Annotated in this window: 16 protein-coding genes; 9 read left to right on the plus strand and 7 right to left on the minus strand. The window is 59.2% G+C overall.

The genetic code is table 11. The annotated features are described in order from the left end of the window. Positions 1 to 2 precede the first annotated feature (2 nt). The 5 genes from hemH to PHACT_RS07665 all read right to left on the minus strand — a co-directional run bounded on the left by hemH (position 3) and on the right by PHACT_RS07665 (position 5,736). Complete coding sequence (gene hemH, locus PHACT_RS07645; protein ID WP_070116637.1) at positions 3 to 1,082, minus strand: ferrochelatase; 1,080 nt, start codon at positions 1,080 to 1,082, stop codon at positions 3 to 5. After that, positions 1,079 to 1,567: a hypothetical protein gene (locus PHACT_RS07650; RefSeq protein WP_070116638.1), complete on the minus strand. Its 489-nt coding sequence runs from the start codon at positions 1,565 to 1,567 to the stop codon at positions 1,079 to 1,081. The genes hemH and PHACT_RS07650 overlap by 4 nt, the downstream gene beginning before the upstream one ends. Before the next feature lie 3 nt (positions 1,568 to 1,570). Then, positions 1,571 to 2,848: an O-acetylhomoserine aminocarboxypropyltransferase/cysteine synthase family protein gene (locus tag PHACT_RS07655; RefSeq protein ID WP_070116639.1), complete on the minus strand. Its 1,278-nt coding sequence runs from the start codon at positions 2,846 to 2,848 to the stop codon at positions 1,571 to 1,573. Positions 2,849 to 2,911: 63 nt separating this feature from the next. Further along, positions 2,912 to 4,342, minus strand: a complete 1,431-nt coding sequence (locus PHACT_RS07660; RefSeq protein ID WP_070116640.1) for a DUF3482 domain-containing protein — start codon at positions 4,340 to 4,342, stop codon at positions 2,912 to 2,914. Further along, a complete protein-coding gene (locus PHACT_RS07665; RefSeq protein ID WP_070116641.1) occupies positions 4,342 to 5,736 on the minus strand; it encodes a DUF2868 domain-containing protein in 1,395 nt (464 codons plus the stop codon). The genes PHACT_RS07660 and PHACT_RS07665 overlap by 1 nt, the downstream gene beginning before the upstream one ends. Positions 5,737 to 5,953: 217 nt before the next feature. Between PHACT_RS07665 and PHACT_RS07670 the strand changes: the two genes are divergently transcribed. The 8 genes from PHACT_RS07670 to PHACT_RS07705 are packed head-to-tail and all read left to right on the plus strand — an operon-like array spanning position 5,954 to position 12,929. Beyond that, a complete protein-coding gene (locus tag PHACT_RS07670; protein WP_245730634.1) occupies positions 5,954 to 6,421 on the plus strand; it encodes a Na+/H+ antiporter subunit E in 468 nt (155 codons plus the stop codon). After that, positions 6,418 to 6,663 (plus strand): monovalent cation/H+ antiporter complex subunit F, encoded by a 246-nt coding sequence (locus PHACT_RS07675; RefSeq protein ID WP_070116642.1) that lies wholly within the window; start codon positions 6,418 to 6,420, stop codon positions 6,661 to 6,663. Before PHACT_RS07670 ends, PHACT_RS07675 begins: the two co-directional genes overlap by 4 nt. Beyond that, the gene (locus PHACT_RS07680; RefSeq protein WP_317622251.1) at positions 6,660 to 7,025 is read left to right on the plus strand and encodes a cation:proton antiporter; all 366 of its coding nucleotides are present in this window, start codon (positions 6,660 to 6,662) and stop codon (positions 7,023 to 7,025) included. Before PHACT_RS07675 ends, PHACT_RS07680 begins: the two co-directional genes overlap by 4 nt. Next, positions 7,015 to 7,983: a hydrogenase subunit MbhD domain-containing protein gene (locus tag PHACT_RS07685; RefSeq protein WP_070116643.1), complete on the plus strand. Its 969-nt coding sequence runs from the start codon at positions 7,015 to 7,017 to the stop codon at positions 7,981 to 7,983. The genes PHACT_RS07680 and PHACT_RS07685 overlap by 11 nt, the downstream gene beginning before the upstream one ends. Continuing rightward, on the plus strand, positions 7,980 to 8,279 hold the full coding sequence (locus PHACT_RS07690; RefSeq protein WP_070116644.1) for an NADH-quinone oxidoreductase subunit K: 300 nt from the start codon (positions 7,980 to 7,982) through the stop codon (positions 8,277 to 8,279). Before PHACT_RS07685 ends, PHACT_RS07690 begins: the two co-directional genes overlap by 4 nt. Continuing rightward, positions 8,276 to 9,712, plus strand: coding sequence for a complex I subunit 5 family protein (locus PHACT_RS07695; RefSeq protein ID WP_070116645.1), 1,437 nt, complete (start codon positions 8,276 to 8,278; stop codon positions 9,710 to 9,712). The genes PHACT_RS07690 and PHACT_RS07695 overlap by 4 nt, the downstream gene beginning before the upstream one ends. After that, positions 9,709 to 11,217 (plus strand): proton-conducting transporter transmembrane domain-containing protein, encoded by a 1,509-nt coding sequence (locus PHACT_RS07700; protein ID WP_317622252.1) that lies wholly within the window; start codon positions 9,709 to 9,711, stop codon positions 11,215 to 11,217. Before PHACT_RS07695 ends, PHACT_RS07700 begins: the two co-directional genes overlap by 4 nt. Next, positions 11,214 to 12,929, plus strand: coding sequence for a complex I subunit 5 family protein (locus tag PHACT_RS07705; protein WP_070116646.1), 1,716 nt, complete (start codon positions 11,214 to 11,216; stop codon positions 12,927 to 12,929). The genes PHACT_RS07700 and PHACT_RS07705 overlap by 4 nt, the downstream gene beginning before the upstream one ends. A gap of 1 nt (position 12,930) precedes the next feature. Here PHACT_RS07705 and PHACT_RS07710 read toward each other — a convergent pair whose 3' ends face one another. Continuing rightward, on the minus strand, positions 12,931 to 13,428 hold the full coding sequence (locus PHACT_RS07710; protein WP_070116647.1) for a lipocalin-like domain-containing protein: 498 nt from the start codon (positions 13,426 to 13,428) through the stop codon (positions 12,931 to 12,933). Positions 13,429 to 13,663: 235 nt separating this feature from the next. Between PHACT_RS07710 and tesB the strand changes: the two genes are divergently transcribed. Further along, on the plus strand, positions 13,664 to 14,548 hold the full coding sequence (gene tesB / locus PHACT_RS07715) for an acyl-CoA thioesterase II (RefSeq protein WP_070116648.1): 885 nt from the start codon (positions 13,664 to 13,666) through the stop codon (positions 14,546 to 14,548). A 12-nt stretch (positions 14,549 to 14,560) separates the two neighbouring features. On the opposite strand, the gene dinB is transcribed toward tesB, so the two are convergent. Then, on the minus strand, positions 14,561 to 15,655 hold the full coding sequence (gene dinB / locus PHACT_RS07720; RefSeq protein ID WP_070116649.1) for a DNA polymerase IV: 1,095 nt from the start codon (positions 15,653 to 15,655) through the stop codon (positions 14,561 to 14,563). Between the last annotated feature and the right edge of the window lie 7 nt (positions 15,656 to 15,662).

The raw sequence follows: 15,662 nt of genomic DNA on the forward strand, positions 1-15,662 counted from the left end.
TGTTATTCGGAGGCGCCCTGAGCGCGGGCACGAGCCTGACGCTCCGGGTCTGCCTCCGGCGCCTGCCATCCGGACAGATGTAACTGCACCAGGTCAGCCAGCGCGCTGATGTGTTCGGGCCTGTCGTTCAGGGCGCTGATATATTCATAGCGCTCCCCGCCCGCCTGTTCAAAATACTCCCGATTCTCCTCGCCAATTTCTTCGATGGTCTCCAGGCAGTCAGCCGAAAACCCCGGACAGAAAATCTGTACCGATTTGACGCCCTGTGCCGGCAGTGATTTCAGGGTTTCATCGGTGTACGGGTTCAACCATTCTTCACGACCAAAACGCGACTGGAAGGTGGTCATCCATTCATCGTCACCCAGCTCCAGTGCCTGCGCCAGCAGGCGCGAGGTCTTGTGGCATTCACAGAAATACGGATCACCGTTGAGCAGGTATTTTTTGGGCACGCCGTGATAGGAAAACATCAGTTTGTCGGCGCGGCCATGCTCTGCCCAGTGCGCCTGAATACGCTGCGCGGCGGCAGCGATAAACGGCTCAAAATCATGATAGTGATTGACGAATCTCAGCTCCGGCAGCAAGCGGCGCCGCTTGAAATCATCACTGACAGCATCGAAAGTCGACGCCGTGGTGGAGGCTGAATACTGCGGATACAGGGGTACCACCAGCAGTCTGCGCACACCCTGCTGCATCATGTTTTCCAGTACTGAGGGAATCGAGGGATTGCCGTAGCGCATGGCAAAGTCCACCACCAGATCCTCGTGACCACGGGATTGCAGCATCGTTGACAGTGCATTGGCCTGATTGCGGGTATGGAATAACAGGGGCGAACCTTCATCGGTAAACACGGTGGCGTAGGATTTCGCGGAGCGGCGCGGACGAATATTGAGAATGACGCCGTTCAGAACCAGCCACCATAATGGCCTGGGCAACTCCACCACACGCGGGTCCCACAGGAATTGTTTGAGATAGCGATACAGCGCCGATGGCGTAGGTGCATCGGGTGTTCCCAGATTGGTGACCAGCACGCCGATGCGATCGCGCTGCGCGTGAGTGAAACCCGGACTGCCTTGGAATTTCATAACTTATCCTGTGAAGATGTGTCGTCGTTGCCAGTGCTGTGCTCTGGATTACCGTGCTGCGCCTGCCGGGCTTTGCCGGCGCGGGCCCCAAACGCACCGGCAACAAACTGTGGTATTGAAAGCAGGGTCACAAACAGCATCGCCTGCAATATAAAATTGGCATTGCCAAAGAATATTGATGAAAACACCTGGCCCAGCATCATACTCAGCGTCCAGCGCCAGTTGTTGTGCGGATACGCTCGGGCCAGAAAATAGATCACTGCACACATCAATGGCCAGCCCAGCACAAAGTACACCGGTGTCCCCCAGGCCACTGGCGTGCCACCCATAAACGCCACGGCACTGGCAATAATGAAGCCTGCTGCTGCCGCGGTCAGGTGCACTTTGCGGTCACGCAACAGCCGTTTTTTTACTGGCGGCGACTGCTGTTCTGGCTCTTGCTCTTGCTCTTGCTCTTGCTGTTCTGGCTGTGTCGGCTCAGTCATGACTCAGACCGATACTTTATCAAGTGCCTGATTGATATCTGCCAGGATATCGTCAATATGCTCGATGCCGACGGAAATCCGCACCAGGTCTTCACTGACACCGGCGCGAGCCAGTTCCGCCGGGTTAAGCTGGCGGTGCGTGGTGCTGGCCGGATGACAGGCCAATGACTTGGCATCACCAATATTGACCAGGCGCAGAATCATCTGCAGGGCATCAATAAATTGTGCACCGGCCGAAAGGCCGCCGTTAATGCCAAAACTCAAAATACCTGAGGCCTGGCCACCGCAGATCTTCTGGCACACCGGATAATACGGGCTGTCTTCCAGACCGGCATAATTGACCCAGGCTACTTTTGGGTGTTTCTGCAAATGTCTGGCCACTGCCAGGGCGTTTTCGCAATGCCGTTCTATACGCAGACCAAGCGTTTCCAGACCCTGCAGAATCAGGAAAGTGCTGTGCGCTGACAACGCAGCGCCCGTGTTGCGCAACGGCACTACACGGCATCGTCCAATATACGCGGCTTCGCCCAGCGCCTCTGTGTAGACCACACCATGGTAGGACGGATCCGGTTCGTTCAGCATGGGGAAGCGTTTTTTGTTGGCAACCCAGTCAAATTTGCCGGAGTCGATGATGATGCCACCCACGGTGGTGCCATGGCCTGCGATATATTTGGTAAGCGAGTGCACAACAATATCAGCACCATGATCAAACACGCGACACAGGTACGGAGTCGCCACGGTATTGTCGACGATCAGCGGCACGCCATGGCGATGCGCAATGTCTGCCAGGCGCTGAATGTCCACAACATTACCCGCGGGATTACCGATCGATTCGCAGAACACCGCTTTGGTGTTTTCATCGATCTGTTTTTCCAGCCCTTCGTAATCGTCGAAGGAGGCCATACGCACTTCTACACCCTGCGTAGGCAAGGTATGGGCAAACAGGTTATACGTGCCCCCATACAATTGACTGGTGCTGACAATATTGTCACCGGCACGGGTGATACATTGAATGGCATAGGTAATTGCGGCCATGCCTGAGGCCAGCGCCAGAGCACCGATGCCGCCCTCCATTTCCGCTAGTCGCTGCTCGAGCACGGCATTGGTCGGGTTCATGATACGACTGTAAATATTGCCCGGTACTTTCAGGTCGAACAGATCCGCACCATGCTGGGTGTTGTCGAAGGTATACGACGTGGTCTGATAAATCGGTACGGCGGCGGCCTTGGTAGTCGCTTCCGATTCGTAGCCATGGTGCAATGCCAGTGATTCAAGTTTCATGTCAGTTCCCCGTTATGTAGACAGAGGCCCCGGTTTGTCGAAGCACCCTGAATGACGATTGCTTTAATTTGTATGTTTAATGGGTGATTGTATTTTTTCTGCCAGCAGTTCGCTCAGTTCGTCTACCGCGTTCTGGCGACGATCTTCAAAATCGAAGTTGGGTCTGGCCGTTATCCACTCCGGATTGGAGCGCGCCTGACGCAGTGGCGACGGCAGACGCTGGCCTTCGAATACCGGTTCCGCCGCCTCCGCGGTGATGATTTTATGCTGCGCGGCGTGGCCACGTGTTTCCAGCGCCTTCAGTAACTGGCATTGCCTGGCCGCCAGTGCTCGCAGAATATTGTCATCCACGCGCAGAATCTTTTCGCCCGAGATCAGCGCTTTCAGACTGCTGCCATAGTGCCGCAGGGTCTGCAGACCACCGCCCAGCAGCGCACCGGTGGCGGCGGCAACCCCGAGGGTAATACCACCCACCATCAAATCCACACCGACGCCGGCGGCAGCACCCGCGGCCGCCCCACTGCCCACCTTCAAGCCCATCGCCTGTAGCGTATAGGGATCAAACAGGTCCTGCTGCCAGCGGCCTTCCACCAGCGGCAGCGCCGCACTTTCAATGTCATCCGGATAGAACCGATACAGGCTCAGCAGCCGCTCTACGCAGGCCTGCTCGCGTTTACGCACGCGGTCGTTGAGCGCGCCCGACGCCTTGCCCAGCACACTGGCGTCAATTGAAGACACCCGGTGTTGCAGGGCTGCCACGTCGATCAGCAATTCCGCGATCAGCGTCAGCGCCGACTGGTGACGCTGCACGGCATCGTCGGCATGGCTGGCGATCAATGCATTCAGAATATCGCTGTGGGCATCCAGCAAACTGGCGAGCTTGCTGTACAGTAAACGCTCACCATCCTGTGTTGGTGTCACCGTGTCGAAGCGCACGATGGCGTGCAGACCCAGACCGGCCAGCGCATCCCGCCATTCATCCTCGCGCGCCTCAGGGTCGGCAACAAAATTCAGCAAGGGCAATAGCGGCACCCCGCAAAGGCGCAGAATTTCCAGTTCATCACGATGTTTGGCGAGCACCGGGTCTCTGGCATCGAGCACATAAAAAGCCGCATCGCTTTTCATCAGTTGCCGCAGCACTTTGGCTTCCTGCTCATAACGACTTTGCGCAGGCTCGGACGCGAGAAACCGACGAATGCGTTCACGGCCATCTTCGTTGCCAGCCTTGCCAGCCTGCTCTGTTAACAGCGCCAGCAGATCAATAGGCTCTTCAATCCCCGGGGTGTCAAACAACTCCAGCAGCACCTTGCCATTAACCAGCAGTCGGGCAGCTTCAACATGCCGGGTGGTACTGGGCCGGCCCGACACCTCGCCAAAACGGGCGTCCCGCGTCAGCGTGCGAAGCAGCGAGGTTTTACCGGTATTGGTATGGCCAGCCACGGTCACGCGCAGCGGCTCGCCGACCGCATTCAATAATTGCTCGTCAATCGACATCAGGGTGCGTCTCCCAGCCAGGCCAGAGCCTTGTCAGTGGCGTCAAATATGGCCTGATCGGCGATGCCCATGTCCTGCAGATACTGGCGCCAGATAGCCATTCGTTCTGCCGTTGCGCGATCGGCGCCCATCAACCAGACCGCGACGTCTGATGTCTGGCTGGCAGCATCGGACAGCCAGTGCAGGCTGCCGCGATCAGGTGACTGGGCCGCAGCGCAGGCCAGCAATAATTTTTGCGGCGGATCGTCGCTCAACTGTTCCAGTACATATTCCCGCTGCTGCCGGCTGTCGACCAGATGCGTCTGCACCCGGTCAGCCAGGTCGGCTGGGGGCCAGTTCAGGTTGCCGGGGATTTCCAGCCCGACCAGGAGCCTGGCTTCTCCAGTCTGACCTTTGCGCGCACGACGTTTGAATGTCGGGGATGGCGCAGTGACCGCCGGGTCTGTGACGCCACCCTGCTCGCTGTCCGGTACCAGCCGTGATGACAACGACACCCAGGCCAGGGAATTTGTTGGCAGTCGGACATTGCGCGCACCGATTGCCAATCGAAACCCGCACAATACGCTCAGCAACAGGCGTGGCAGAATGCCGTAAACCAGGACGCAGCCGCTCAGCCAGGAAGCCCATGCGCGGCGAGCCATGTCATCCTGCCCGGCCAGGGTGACACCTGCCTGGGAACTGCTGCCGGTAATGGCATCCGCTGCCGGCGTGGCAAAGCCGAGCAATCCAGGCAACGCGCCAAGCGACTCTACCAGCGTCACAAAAACCGATGCCGGTAAAATCGTGGTCTCCCAGACAAATACATAACTGCGCAGGGCCAATGCCAGCATCAGGCCCGCCAACACCCCCAGCATGATGCACAGCCAGCTCAGATGGCTGACCACACTGAGCCACCATCGACTCAGGCCTGCCTGCGCAGTGAGCGAGTTGAAAGCCTGCGTGATGGCCGCAGCATGGCCGTTATTCTGAAATCGTTTCTGAAAGGCAACCGTGATGACATACCAGAGGCGCCCCAGCGAACCACCCTGAGCGTTGACACTGAAGCTCAGGAACCAGATGACCAGCAGCAACAGGTTGATACCGAGCAGACTGCCCAATGCCCAGATGACATTGACCGGCGCCTGGCTGTTGCCCAGTACCGCAAGGGCGGCGGTGAAACCGCTCAACAGACCGAGCACCAGCAGGCCAGACAGTGCCAGCAGGGCACTTTGCCGCCAGCGCTGCAGGCTTTCACCCACACCATCGCGCTCAGCAATAAACTCCGCCCACGCCAGAATACGCTGTTCAGCGTTCCCGTCGCAGCGACGGGCATACCTTTCCGCTGCCTCGTCCCGTGCTTCTGCCCTGCCCCGCCTGACGGCCTCAGCGAGCCAGCGCCTGTTGAATTCCGACATCTATTAGTCTTTGTAGTCTTTGTCTGTTATTAGACTGTCTGTTATGAGTCTGTCTATTATGAATGCTTGTCTACGCGTCTTTTACTGGATCATTGACCGACATTCTATCCGATACGCGCCAGACACTGTAACTTTGTTAACATGGCTTGTCAGCATCAGGCTGAACATCACGGCAAAGGGAGTTATTGTGGCGAGACCGGCATCCAGAATACAGCACTTGTCTACTGCGACGGTACTGACTGTCATCTATGCCGGACTGTGGCTGCTGCTGAGCAACAATCAGGGCTGGGGCTTTGGTGTCGTGTTTATTGCGCTGGCGGTGCTGTGCGCACTGTCGGCTGGCCTGAGCCTGCCCCGCGTGGCCTGGCGCTTTCTGCCTGGGTTCCTGGCTTTTTTTGGCGGTCGAATGGTACTCGGCGGCATTGATGTTGCGCGTCGCACGCTGGGGCGCCGCACCGATGTTAAACCCGGCTGGGTGCAACATAAACTCAGCACCTCCTCTGACTCCGCCCGCCTGCTGCTGTCGGCGATCTGCGGCCTGCTACCCGGCACGCTGGCTGCCCGCATTGACGGCGATATCATGCAAGTGCATACGCTGGATACCCGGCGCGACTGGCAAAGTGACCTGACCAGCCTGGAATCCTACCTGGCAAGGCTGTTTCCCGTCTCAAAGGAGGCCTCATGATCTGGCTTGGCAGTGTCATTCTGCTGACCTCAATGGCCGGCCTCTGGCGCGCAACACATGCTGCCAGTATCGCTGACCGGCTGCTGGGGCTGCAGATGATCAGCAACACCGGCATCGCCTTCCTGCTGTTGCTGGCGCAATGGCAGGACGATGCGATCTGGCGAGACGTGGCGCTGGTACTGGCATTGCTGGCGGCGGTGATCACCGTGGCTCTGGTGCAGATGCTGCGGAGGCAGATATGATGGATATGGCGACTTTTTTATCTGATGCTGTGTTTTATCTAGGCTGGGGCTTCATGCTCGCTGGCACCGCATTCTTTGTCACCGCCGCCCTGGGTCTGTTGCGTTTCCCCGACCTGTACAGTCGCCTGCATGCCATCACCAAAACCGACACACTCGGGCTTGGCTTACTGGCACTTGGCCTGGCCTTGCTCGACCCGTCCTGGCGCACCTGTCTGATTCTACTGTTGGTCTGGTTGCTGGTCATGGCCTCCGGCTCTGTCAACTGCCAGTTACTGGCGCGATTCAATCTGGCTCAGGATGAAGCTGGATCCGATGTTCCGAACAAGGATTTGACCGAGGGAGACAACAGCGATGTCTCCTGAACTGCTGCCCGACCTGACCCTGACCCTGTTGCTGCTCATCATGGCATGGGGTGCCCTGTATGCGCCTCAGCGCTCCGATGCGATGACGCTGTTCATCGCCTTTGGTGTGGTGGTTGCCCTGATCTGGGCACGACTGGACGCGCCCGACCTGGCGCTGGCAGAGGCGGCCATTGGCGCAGGCCTCACCGGGGTGCTGCTGATGCATGCCGCCAGAGCTCTGCCTGATGAACTGCATACAACGAACAAAAGCGCCAGCTACTGGGGCGCGCTGGCGTTCGCGGTGATCGCCAGTCTGATGTTCCTGGCGCACCTGCTCTACGACGACTCACTGATACAGACGGGGCTGCTTGAGGCGGAGCGCGACCTGACACCACGCCTGCGGACGCTGGCTGATGCCGCCGTGCCAGAGAGCGGCGTAAAACATCCGGTCACGGCAGTGCTACTGAACTTCCGCGCCTGGGATACCTTACTGGAACTGTTGGTGTTGCTGTTTGCACTCAGTGGCCTGCGACAATTATTTCACAGCCACCCCACGGAAGAGGATCATGCGCGCCCAAGTTGGCCCCAAAGCCTGACACTGATGTCTGCGTGGGCTCGCGTGCTGGCGCCGCTGTTAGTGCTCACCGGCGGCTACCTGCTTTGGCGAGGCTCCAGCGGGCCCGGCGGGGCATTCCAGGCCGGTTCGCTGCTGGCTGCCGCCGCCGTTATCCTGCGCCTCACCGGTCTGTTGCCACCGATACGCTGGGCCTCGGCATGGCTGCGTCTGTCGGTGGTTGCCGGCGCCCTGTTTTTTCTCATTGTTGCTGCCGCGACCGCGATCTGGGGCGACGGCTGGCTGACCTATCCCGCCGACTACAGTGGCGTATTGATTGTCAGCATCGAAATCCTGGCGACGCTGTCAATCGCCATCACACTGAGCCTTCTGGTGATCGGTGAACGCGAGGACCTGCGCTCATGACTGCCATAGAGTTATACCTGACACTTGGTGTGGCCGTGTTTTTGTTGTCACTGCATGGCCTGATGACCCTGCATGATCCAATACGGCGCCTGATCGCTGTCAATCTGATGGGGGCCGCGACCTTCCTGGTGATGGTCAGCCTGGCCACACGCAGCGCCGTACCCGATCCGGTACTGCATGCGCTGGTGGTCACCGGACTGGTGGTGGCGATCAGCGCCACAGCGTTTGCCCTGCGTCTTATCATCGCTGCAAGCCAGCAGGACCGTACCGACAGCGGGGGCAAAGACCCGGAATGAACTTCGCCCTCATCAGCCTTGCCACCCCACTGTTTGCCGGCCTGCTACTGCTGTTGTGTGGCCGCACGATTAAAACCCGGACCACTGGTTTTGTTGCCATTGCCAGCACCCTGGCCAGCCTGATTGCCGCTTGGTTTGCGTTGCTGCACGTGGCGACAGTGGAGACCGAGATACTGTTAAACATTGGTGGCTGGGAAACCGGGCTGGCCATTCGTCTGCGACTGAGCTCGCTGAGCGCACTGTTGCTTGTGTTCACTGCGCTAATGCACCTGCTGGTCGGGCTTTATGCCGGCCTCAGCCGGCAGGGCATCAATCGTGACTTCTGGCCATTGAGCTGTTTTCTGCACGGGTCGCTGGCAGCACTGTGGTTGTCAGCTGATCTGTTTAACCTGTACATCACCCTGGAGCTGCTCGGACTGACAGCGGTCGCCATGGTGGCGCTGTCCGGAAAAAAAGCCTATCGACCCGCAGCCAACTACCTGATCCTGTCACTCGCCGCGTCGATGTTTTACCTGTTAGGCGTGGCGCTGCTCTATGGCCGCTACGGCGAACTGGATGTGCTGTTGCTGGCACCACGCACGCAGGCGGATGTGATTACCCGACTGGCATTATTGCTGATGACCACCGGGCTGATGCTGAAGTCGGCGCTCTGGCCACTGCACCTGTGGCTGCCGCCGGCTCACACCAGCGCGCCGACCGCGGTCAGTGCCTTGCTGTCCGGGCTGGTGGTCAAAGGTCCGCTGTTCATTCTCTGGCTGTTATGGAGCGAGGTGGCTCCTCCGGAGCTGGCGCAACAGATTGGACCGGTATTGGCCGTGGCCGGCATGATCGCGCTGACGGCCGGCGGCCTGTCTGCCATTCGCAGTCCGCATATCAAAACCGTGGTCGCTTACTCCACTGTCGCGCAATTGGGTTATGCCCTGATGGCGCTGGGATTGCTGCTGACCTGGCAGTTGCCGCAAATGCACATCGCACTATGGTTGTTTGTGATTGCTCACGGACTGGCCAAGGCTTCGCTGTTCCTGGCTGCCGGCGAGATGCAATCCAGTCTGGGCACCCGCCGCGTTGAGGGGTTGCGCGGCGCAACCCAGACCGTACCCATCGCCATGTTTGCTTTTGCCGTCGCCGGTGGCAGTCTCATCGGCCTGCCGCCCAGTGGTGGTTTCCTGGCCAAATGGCTGCTGCTTGAACCCACACTGAGTCAACCCGAGAACTGGCCGTGGGCAGTGGGTGTGCTGTTAGGCACACTGGTGTCGGCCGCTTATATCTTCCGTATTGTGGCAATCGCGTTCGACCGCGCTCGCATCAACCCACCGGACATCAATCCGGATCGGCTCGGCCACTGGCTGGCGCTGCTGCCAGCGTTGATGGTGTGGGGTATGGCGCTGTCCGGTGAATGGCTGATTCAACTGCTGGCCGGAGGTGGCGTATGACACTGACCTGGAGCACCATGCTGCCGGTACTGATCATCTTCAGTTCCCTGATACCGGGCCTGTTGATTTTTGCTACCCCGGAAGCCGCAGCGCGCCGACGTGTCTTTCTGAACCTGTCAGGTGTCTTTCTAAAACTGGTGCTGGTCGCATTGATGCTGGCCGGTGTCAGTCAGGGTCTGGAGTTCCGTTTCAGTATTGCCTTTCTGCCCGGTGCCGCGCTGGTCCTGCATGGTGATGCGCTGGCGCTGCAGTTTGTTGCTTTGTCCTCCGTACTCTGGCTGATGACCACCGTTTACGCAATCGCCTACCTGGAAAATTCACCGCTGCGCTCACGCTTCTTTGGTTATTTCAGTCTGTGTGTCAGTGCCACCGTGGGCATTGCGCTGGCCGGAAACATGATCACCTTCCTGCTGTTCTACGAACTGCTGACACTGGCAACCTTTCCGCTGGTTGTGCATCGCGGCACGCCGGAAGCACTGCGCGCGGGCCGGATCTATCTGGCCTACACCCTGGGTGGCGGCACTGTGTTACTGATGGGCATTGCCCTGCTCCACTCCATTGCAGAGACGCCTGACTTTGTGCCTGGCGGTTATGTCACCAGCCTGGTTGACGGCAACAGCCTGAGCCTGCGCATCGCCTTTGGTCTGATGATTATCGGGCTCGGCGTGAAGGCGGCGCTGGTGCCATTGCATGGCTGGCTGCCACGCGCCATGGTGGCACCGGCACCGGTCAGTGCCCTGCTGCACGCCGTGGCCGTGGTCAAGGCGGGCGCCTTCGGTATTATCCGTGTGGTCTATGATGTTTATGGCATTGAGGCGACCACGTTGCTGTCACTGACCCAGCCTTTGATGTGGCTATCGGCAGTCACGATTCTGTTCGCGTCGATACGCGCGTTGCAACAACAGGACATCAAAAAGCGGCTGGCGTATTCCACCGTCAGCCAGGTGTCCTACATTGCGCTGGGGGTATCGCTGGTCGGCCCCATTGCTGCCGTTGGCGCCATCGTGCATCTGGTGCATCAGGGTCTGATGAAAGTCACGCTGTTCTTTTGCGCCGGCAATTTTGCCGAGACCTTGGGCATTCACAAAGTTCAGGAAATGGACGGTCTGGGCCGGCGCATGCCCTGGTCCATGACGGCCTTTACCGTTGGCGCACTGGGCATGACAGGCATCCCGCCCATCGCCGGTTTTATCAGCAAATGGTACCTGCTGACGGGCGCTCTGGAAGTCAATCAGCGCTGGGTGGTGCTGGTGCTGATTGGTTCCTCGCTGCTGAACGCCGCCTACTTTTTGCCGCTAGTTTATCGCGGCTGGTTCCGCGCGCCACCTGCCGGTGGCTGGCATGAAAATAATTTTGCCGGGCAGCGCCTGGAGACGCACTGGATGTTGCTGCTGCCGCCCCTGGTAACAGCGCTGATATCAATTCTTGTGGGTATCTTTGCCGGTAGCATCTTCAGCCCCCTGGGTTGGAGCCAGTTCATTGTTAATCGGGAGTTTGGCCTGTGAGCGCCTGGATCTGGTTAAGCGTGCCAGTGGCGCCGCTGCTGGCGGCACTGTTGCTGTTTGTGTGCCGCAACCGGCTGCAGACGCTCGCCCCCTGGATGTGCCTGAGTCTGCTGCCTGCAATACTGGCGAGCGTTGGCAACAGTCCTGCTTTTGCGCTTGATGTGCTGTGGCAAGGCGCGCGCTGGGCCGCAGACGATACGGTCACCCGACCCTGGCTGATGTTCACCGCGACGTTGTGGGCCATTGCCAGTTTTTATGCGGCTTACAGCCAGCGCAAGGATGAAGGCCTGCTGCGTTTCTGGCTATTCTGGCTGACCGCGCTTAGCGGCAATCTGCTGCTGATCATCGCCCAGGATGCGCTCAGTTTTTATGTCGGTTTTTCCATGATGAGTCTGTGTGCCTATGGCCTGGTGGTACACAGTGGCAAACCCCGTGCCCGCCGGGCGGGTCGCTTGTATCTTCAGCTGGCCGTGTGTGGCGAAATGTTATTGCTGGCAGGGCTGGCGTTGCGGGTGCAGGCGGCTGACGGCTCGATGTTGTTTGCCGACTGGATAAGCACGCCGGCAACGCCGTTAAGCACCGCCGCACTGCTGGTTGGCCTGGGCCTGAAAGCCGGCTTCTGGCCGCTGCACGTATGGCTGCCGCAAGCGCATCCGGTGGCACCGGCACCCGCCAGTGCCGTGCTGTCGGGCGCCATGTTAAAAGCCGGCATTCTGGGCCTGTGGCAATTTCTGCCGGGCGAACTGCCCGACGTTGGTACTGGCCTGCTGCAGTCCTGGGCGCAGCCGGTCATGATCATTGCTCTGACCAGCATCATTCTGGCCGCGTTGCTGGGACTGAGCCGGCGCGAAGCAAAACAGGTGCTGGCATATTCCTCTGTCAGCCAGATGGGTTTTTTGCTGTTCCTGATTGCGCTGAGCTGGCAGCTGCCCGAGCAGCGCGCAGCGATAGGCGTGGCATTAACGTTATATGCAGTGCATCACGGCTTTGCCAAGGGCGCGCTGTTCATGGCCGCCGATGTGGTCAAGGTTCACGGCGGCAGGCATCTGCGCTGGCTGTTGCTCGCCACTGCGTTGCCCGCCCTGGCGCTTGCTGGTCTGCCGTTGAGCAGTGGCGCTGCCGCCAAGACGGCCCTGAAAGCGTTTCTGGATGACCCGGCACTGGCACACTGGCTGATCTGGCTGCAAATCGGCGCGCTGGGTACAACCGTGATTGTGGCTCGCGGCCTCTATCTGCTCTGGCGTCTGCGCCAGCAGGCACTGGCCGACGACACAACTCATGCCATGCCCGTCGCGCCGCTGGCTGGCTGGCTGTTGTTGTGCCTGCTTGGATTGATACTGCCCTGGTTGTGGCCATTGATGCAGCCGGCCGCCCAGGACAGCCTGCCGCTGTACAAATGGTTTGAGCTGGGCTGGCCAATCGGCGCCGGTCTGCTGATTGCAGCCGCTGGTCTGAGCCTCAAATGGCAACCGCCGGAAACATTGCAGACCTCGCATACCCCCTTTGTCACGCTGTCATTGCGCCTGAAACGTCGCCTGAACAAGTCGCTATTGCCTTCCTTTGATCTGCGCTGGCTGGATCAGGACTGGCGGCGCTACGAGCGGCGCTGGAGCCGATTCTGGCAGGGCCACACCGTCAACAAAAGCGCGGCCCTGCTACTGGGTTTTATTATCGTTGCGGCGCTGGTTATATTCCGTACCCCGATCGGGTGATTCAGCCTCCGATTCGGCGCCAGGTCAGGGTACCGGTGGTGCGGCCATCATCGTCGCGAATGGACAACTTCAGCAGGCCGTCATCGGTGAATTCGTAGTAGCGCACATTGTCTTCGCCAACCCAGCTGCCTCGCGTGGGCGAACCTTCAACGTGGTGCGTCACTCTGCTATTGGCAACATCCCAGGTCACCGGTCCCCAGTAGGCGAAGCCACCACGCACCAATTCAGTGGTCTGAGCGGCCCGCGCTGGCAGGTCTTTGGGCATACCCTGTGCCGACATGTGGCCATGCTCGTCATACATGATGCGACCAATGTAGTTGGCGTCCACTTCCCCGCCTGAGGCCGGGTACTGGATAAAACTCACCAGCTCGTAGTGACCGATAAACTGTTGCTTGACGGTTTCTTCGCTTTCCGCAGCTGTGGCGGGCGTCATTTGCATCCAGGTGGTCGCTGCGGCAATCGCTACCACGGCGGCAAGAGTCAGGGTCTGGTGTCGCATATAAGTCTCCTGTGAGAGATCAGTTGTTGTTATTTTTTCCGTGCTCTGATCATACGCCGGGCATCTGAAGCGGTAAAGACTGCCAACGCCCTCCCACTATTCAGTGTCGGCAACTCCCGGGAGGGCGCCGGCAGCGCCCGCAGGCTCGGAGAAATCAGGGATAACTGCTAAACTTCCACCCAATACACACAGACGCTGCTTCACCACCCAGCTTTACACTAAGGTAACCACGCCCATGGCAGTCACACCCGACGCACAGGAAAACCAGCAATTACAACAACTTTTTGATCATCTGGAGCTGGAAAAGCTCGATGAAAATCTGTATCGCAGCGCCCACAAAAACGAGGGCTGGTTTCGCGTTTATGGTGGCCAGGTGCTGGCGCAGGCCCTGCTCAGTGCCAGTCACACGGTACCGGATGATCGACATGTGCATTCCCTGCACGCCTACTTTCTGCGCCCGGGCGACCTCAAGCAACCCATCATCTTCCAGGTGGATCGAATCCGCGACGGCCGCAGTTTCACCACCCGCCGCGTCGTCGCCATGCAACACGGCAAGGCGATTCTCAACATGGCAGCGTCATTTCAGATACCGGAAGAAGGACTGTCGCACCAGGCACAGATGCCCGACGTTCCGCCACCCGAGGAATGCGCCAACCGCAAGGAAATGGCGGAGCAGTTTCGCGGCAAGGTCAGCGACGATCTGCTGGATCGCTTTTCCCGCCAGTTCGCAGTGGATCTTCGCCACGTCGACATCAACAGCCTGTTCGACAACACGCCGAAAGAGCCGGTTACCAGTGTCTGGTTTCGCGTCAACACCGAACTGCCTGCCGACTACGACCGCCACGCCCACATGCTGGCCTACGCCTCTGACATGACGCTGCTGCAGACCAGTCTGCGCCCACACGGTCAGAGCCTGTTCGATCCTAAACTGCAGATTGCCAGCCTTGACCACGCCATGTGGTTTCATCGCCCGTTCCGCACCGACGACTGGTTGCTGTATGCCCAGGACAGCCCGTCATCGTCGCAGGCACGCGGCTTCAATCGCGGCAACATCTTTACCCGCGACGGTGTTCTGGTGGCGTCCGTGTGTCAGGAAGGCCTGATGCGGGTACGGGGCTGACACGGGCCATTGTCATAACTCCAGTGGAAGCGCCAGTTGATCTGAGGCGCGCTCATCCCTGGGTTCCAGCCTGACGCCAACGCCGATCAGCCTGACCGGCCGCTGGTGCCGGGCCCATGCCTGCACCATCAGCCCCGGAAACAGCTCCAGCTCACACGACTCTGCACTTTGTTCCGCGGTGGTGGAGACAAAATTGTCGAACTTCAGCTTCACAAAAGTGCCACCAACCTGATACCGCGACTGCAGGGGCTGCCAGCGTTTCAGCATCTGCGCATGCAGCTCCTGAAGGCGCTCAATGCAAGCGGGCAGGTCCGCCAGATCCTGAGCAAAGGTATTCTCCACACTCAGCGATTTGCGCTGACGCTCAACCTTCACCTCGCGCTCGTCGATGCCCCGGCTAAGCTGGAACAGACGCGCACCAAAGCTGCCAAACTGAGCCGTCAACGCCTCTTCACTGAAACCACGCAGATCGGCGCAGGTCTGCACACCAATGGCATGCAGGCGAGCAGCCGTGACCTTGCCCACACCAAACAGTTTTTTCACCGGCAACTGCAGCACAAAGCCATCGATCTGTTCTGGCCGGATAACAAACTGGCCATCCGGTTTTTCCCAGTCACTGGCGATTTTGGCGAGAAACTTGTTAGGGGCAATGCCAGCGGACAGGGTAATACCCAGCGTCTCCCGCGCGCGCTGGCGAATATCCTGTGCGATCAGTGTCGCACTGCCCTGAAAGGCGGAGGCGTCACTGACATCCAGGTAGGCCTCATCCAGTGACAGCGGCTCAATCAGGTCCGTATAGTCTGTAAAAATCTGCTGTACCTGACGGGAAACGCCGCGATACACATCCATGCGCGGAGGCACCACTATCAGATCCGGGCAGCGCCGCAGTGCGCTTGCTGTCGGCATCGCCGAATGGATACCAAATCGCCGCGCCTCATAATTGCAGGTCGCCACCACCCCTCGCCGCTCGCTGGCACCGCCCACGGCCAAAGGCTTGCCGCGCAGTGACGGGTCATCGCGCATTTCGATAGCGGCATAGAAACAGTCGCAATCACAATGAATGATCTTGCGCTGACGGGGCGGGGCCTGTTTATCTGCAGTCGTCATCGGGCGA

This window comes from Pseudohongiella acticola (assembly GCF_001758195.1).
Classification (GTDB): Bacteria; Pseudomonadota; Gammaproteobacteria; order Pseudomonadales; family Pseudohongiellaceae; genus Pseudohongiella; species Pseudohongiella acticola.

Bases quoted from the DNA above. Each gene is read 5' to 3' on its own strand.
- PHACT_RS07685 (WP_070116643.1), top strand. From the start codon at position 7,015: ATGTCTCCTGAACTGCTGCCCGACCTGACCCTGACCCTGTTGCTGCTC.
- PHACT_RS07650 (WP_070116638.1), bottom strand. From the start codon at position 1,567: ATGACTGAGCCGACACAGCCAGAACAGCAAGAGCAAGAGCAAGAGCAA.
- PHACT_RS07710 (WP_070116647.1), bottom strand. From the start codon at position 13,428: ATGCGACACCAGACCCTGACTCTTGCCGCCGTGGTAGCGATTGCCGCA.
- dinB (WP_070116649.1), bottom strand. From the start codon at position 15,655: ATGACGACTGCAGATAAACAGGCCCCGCCCCGTCAGCGCAAGATCATT.
- tesB (WP_070116648.1), top strand. From the start codon at position 13,664: ATGGCAGTCACACCCGACGCACAGGAAAACCAGCAATTACAACAACTT.
- PHACT_RS07675 (WP_070116642.1), top strand. From the start codon at position 6,418: ATGATCTGGCTTGGCAGTGTCATTCTGCTGACCTCAATGGCCGGCCTC.
- PHACT_RS07690 (WP_070116644.1), top strand. From the start codon at position 7,980: ATGACTGCCATAGAGTTATACCTGACACTTGGTGTGGCCGTGTTTTTG.
- hemH (WP_070116637.1), bottom strand. From the start codon at position 1,082: ATGAAATTCCAAGGCAGTCCGGGTTTCACTCACGCGCAGCGCGATCGC.
- PHACT_RS07695 (WP_070116645.1), top strand. From the start codon at position 8,276: ATGAACTTCGCCCTCATCAGCCTTGCCACCCCACTGTTTGCCGGCCTG.
- PHACT_RS07680 (WP_317622251.1), top strand. From the start codon at position 6,660: ATGATGGATATGGCGACTTTTTTATCTGATGCTGTGTTTTATCTAGGC.
- PHACT_RS07660 (WP_070116640.1), bottom strand. From the start codon at position 4,342: ATGTCGATTGACGAGCAATTATTGAATGCGGTCGGCGAGCCGCTGCGC.
- PHACT_RS07700 (WP_317622252.1), top strand. From the start codon at position 9,709: ATGACACTGACCTGGAGCACCATGCTGCCGGTACTGATCATCTTCAGT.
- PHACT_RS07655 (WP_070116639.1), bottom strand. From the start codon at position 2,848: ATGAAACTTGAATCACTGGCATTGCACCATGGCTACGAATCGGAAGCG.
- PHACT_RS07665 (WP_070116641.1), bottom strand. From the start codon at position 5,736: ATGTCGGAATTCAACAGGCGCTGGCTCGCTGAGGCCGTCAGGCGGGGC.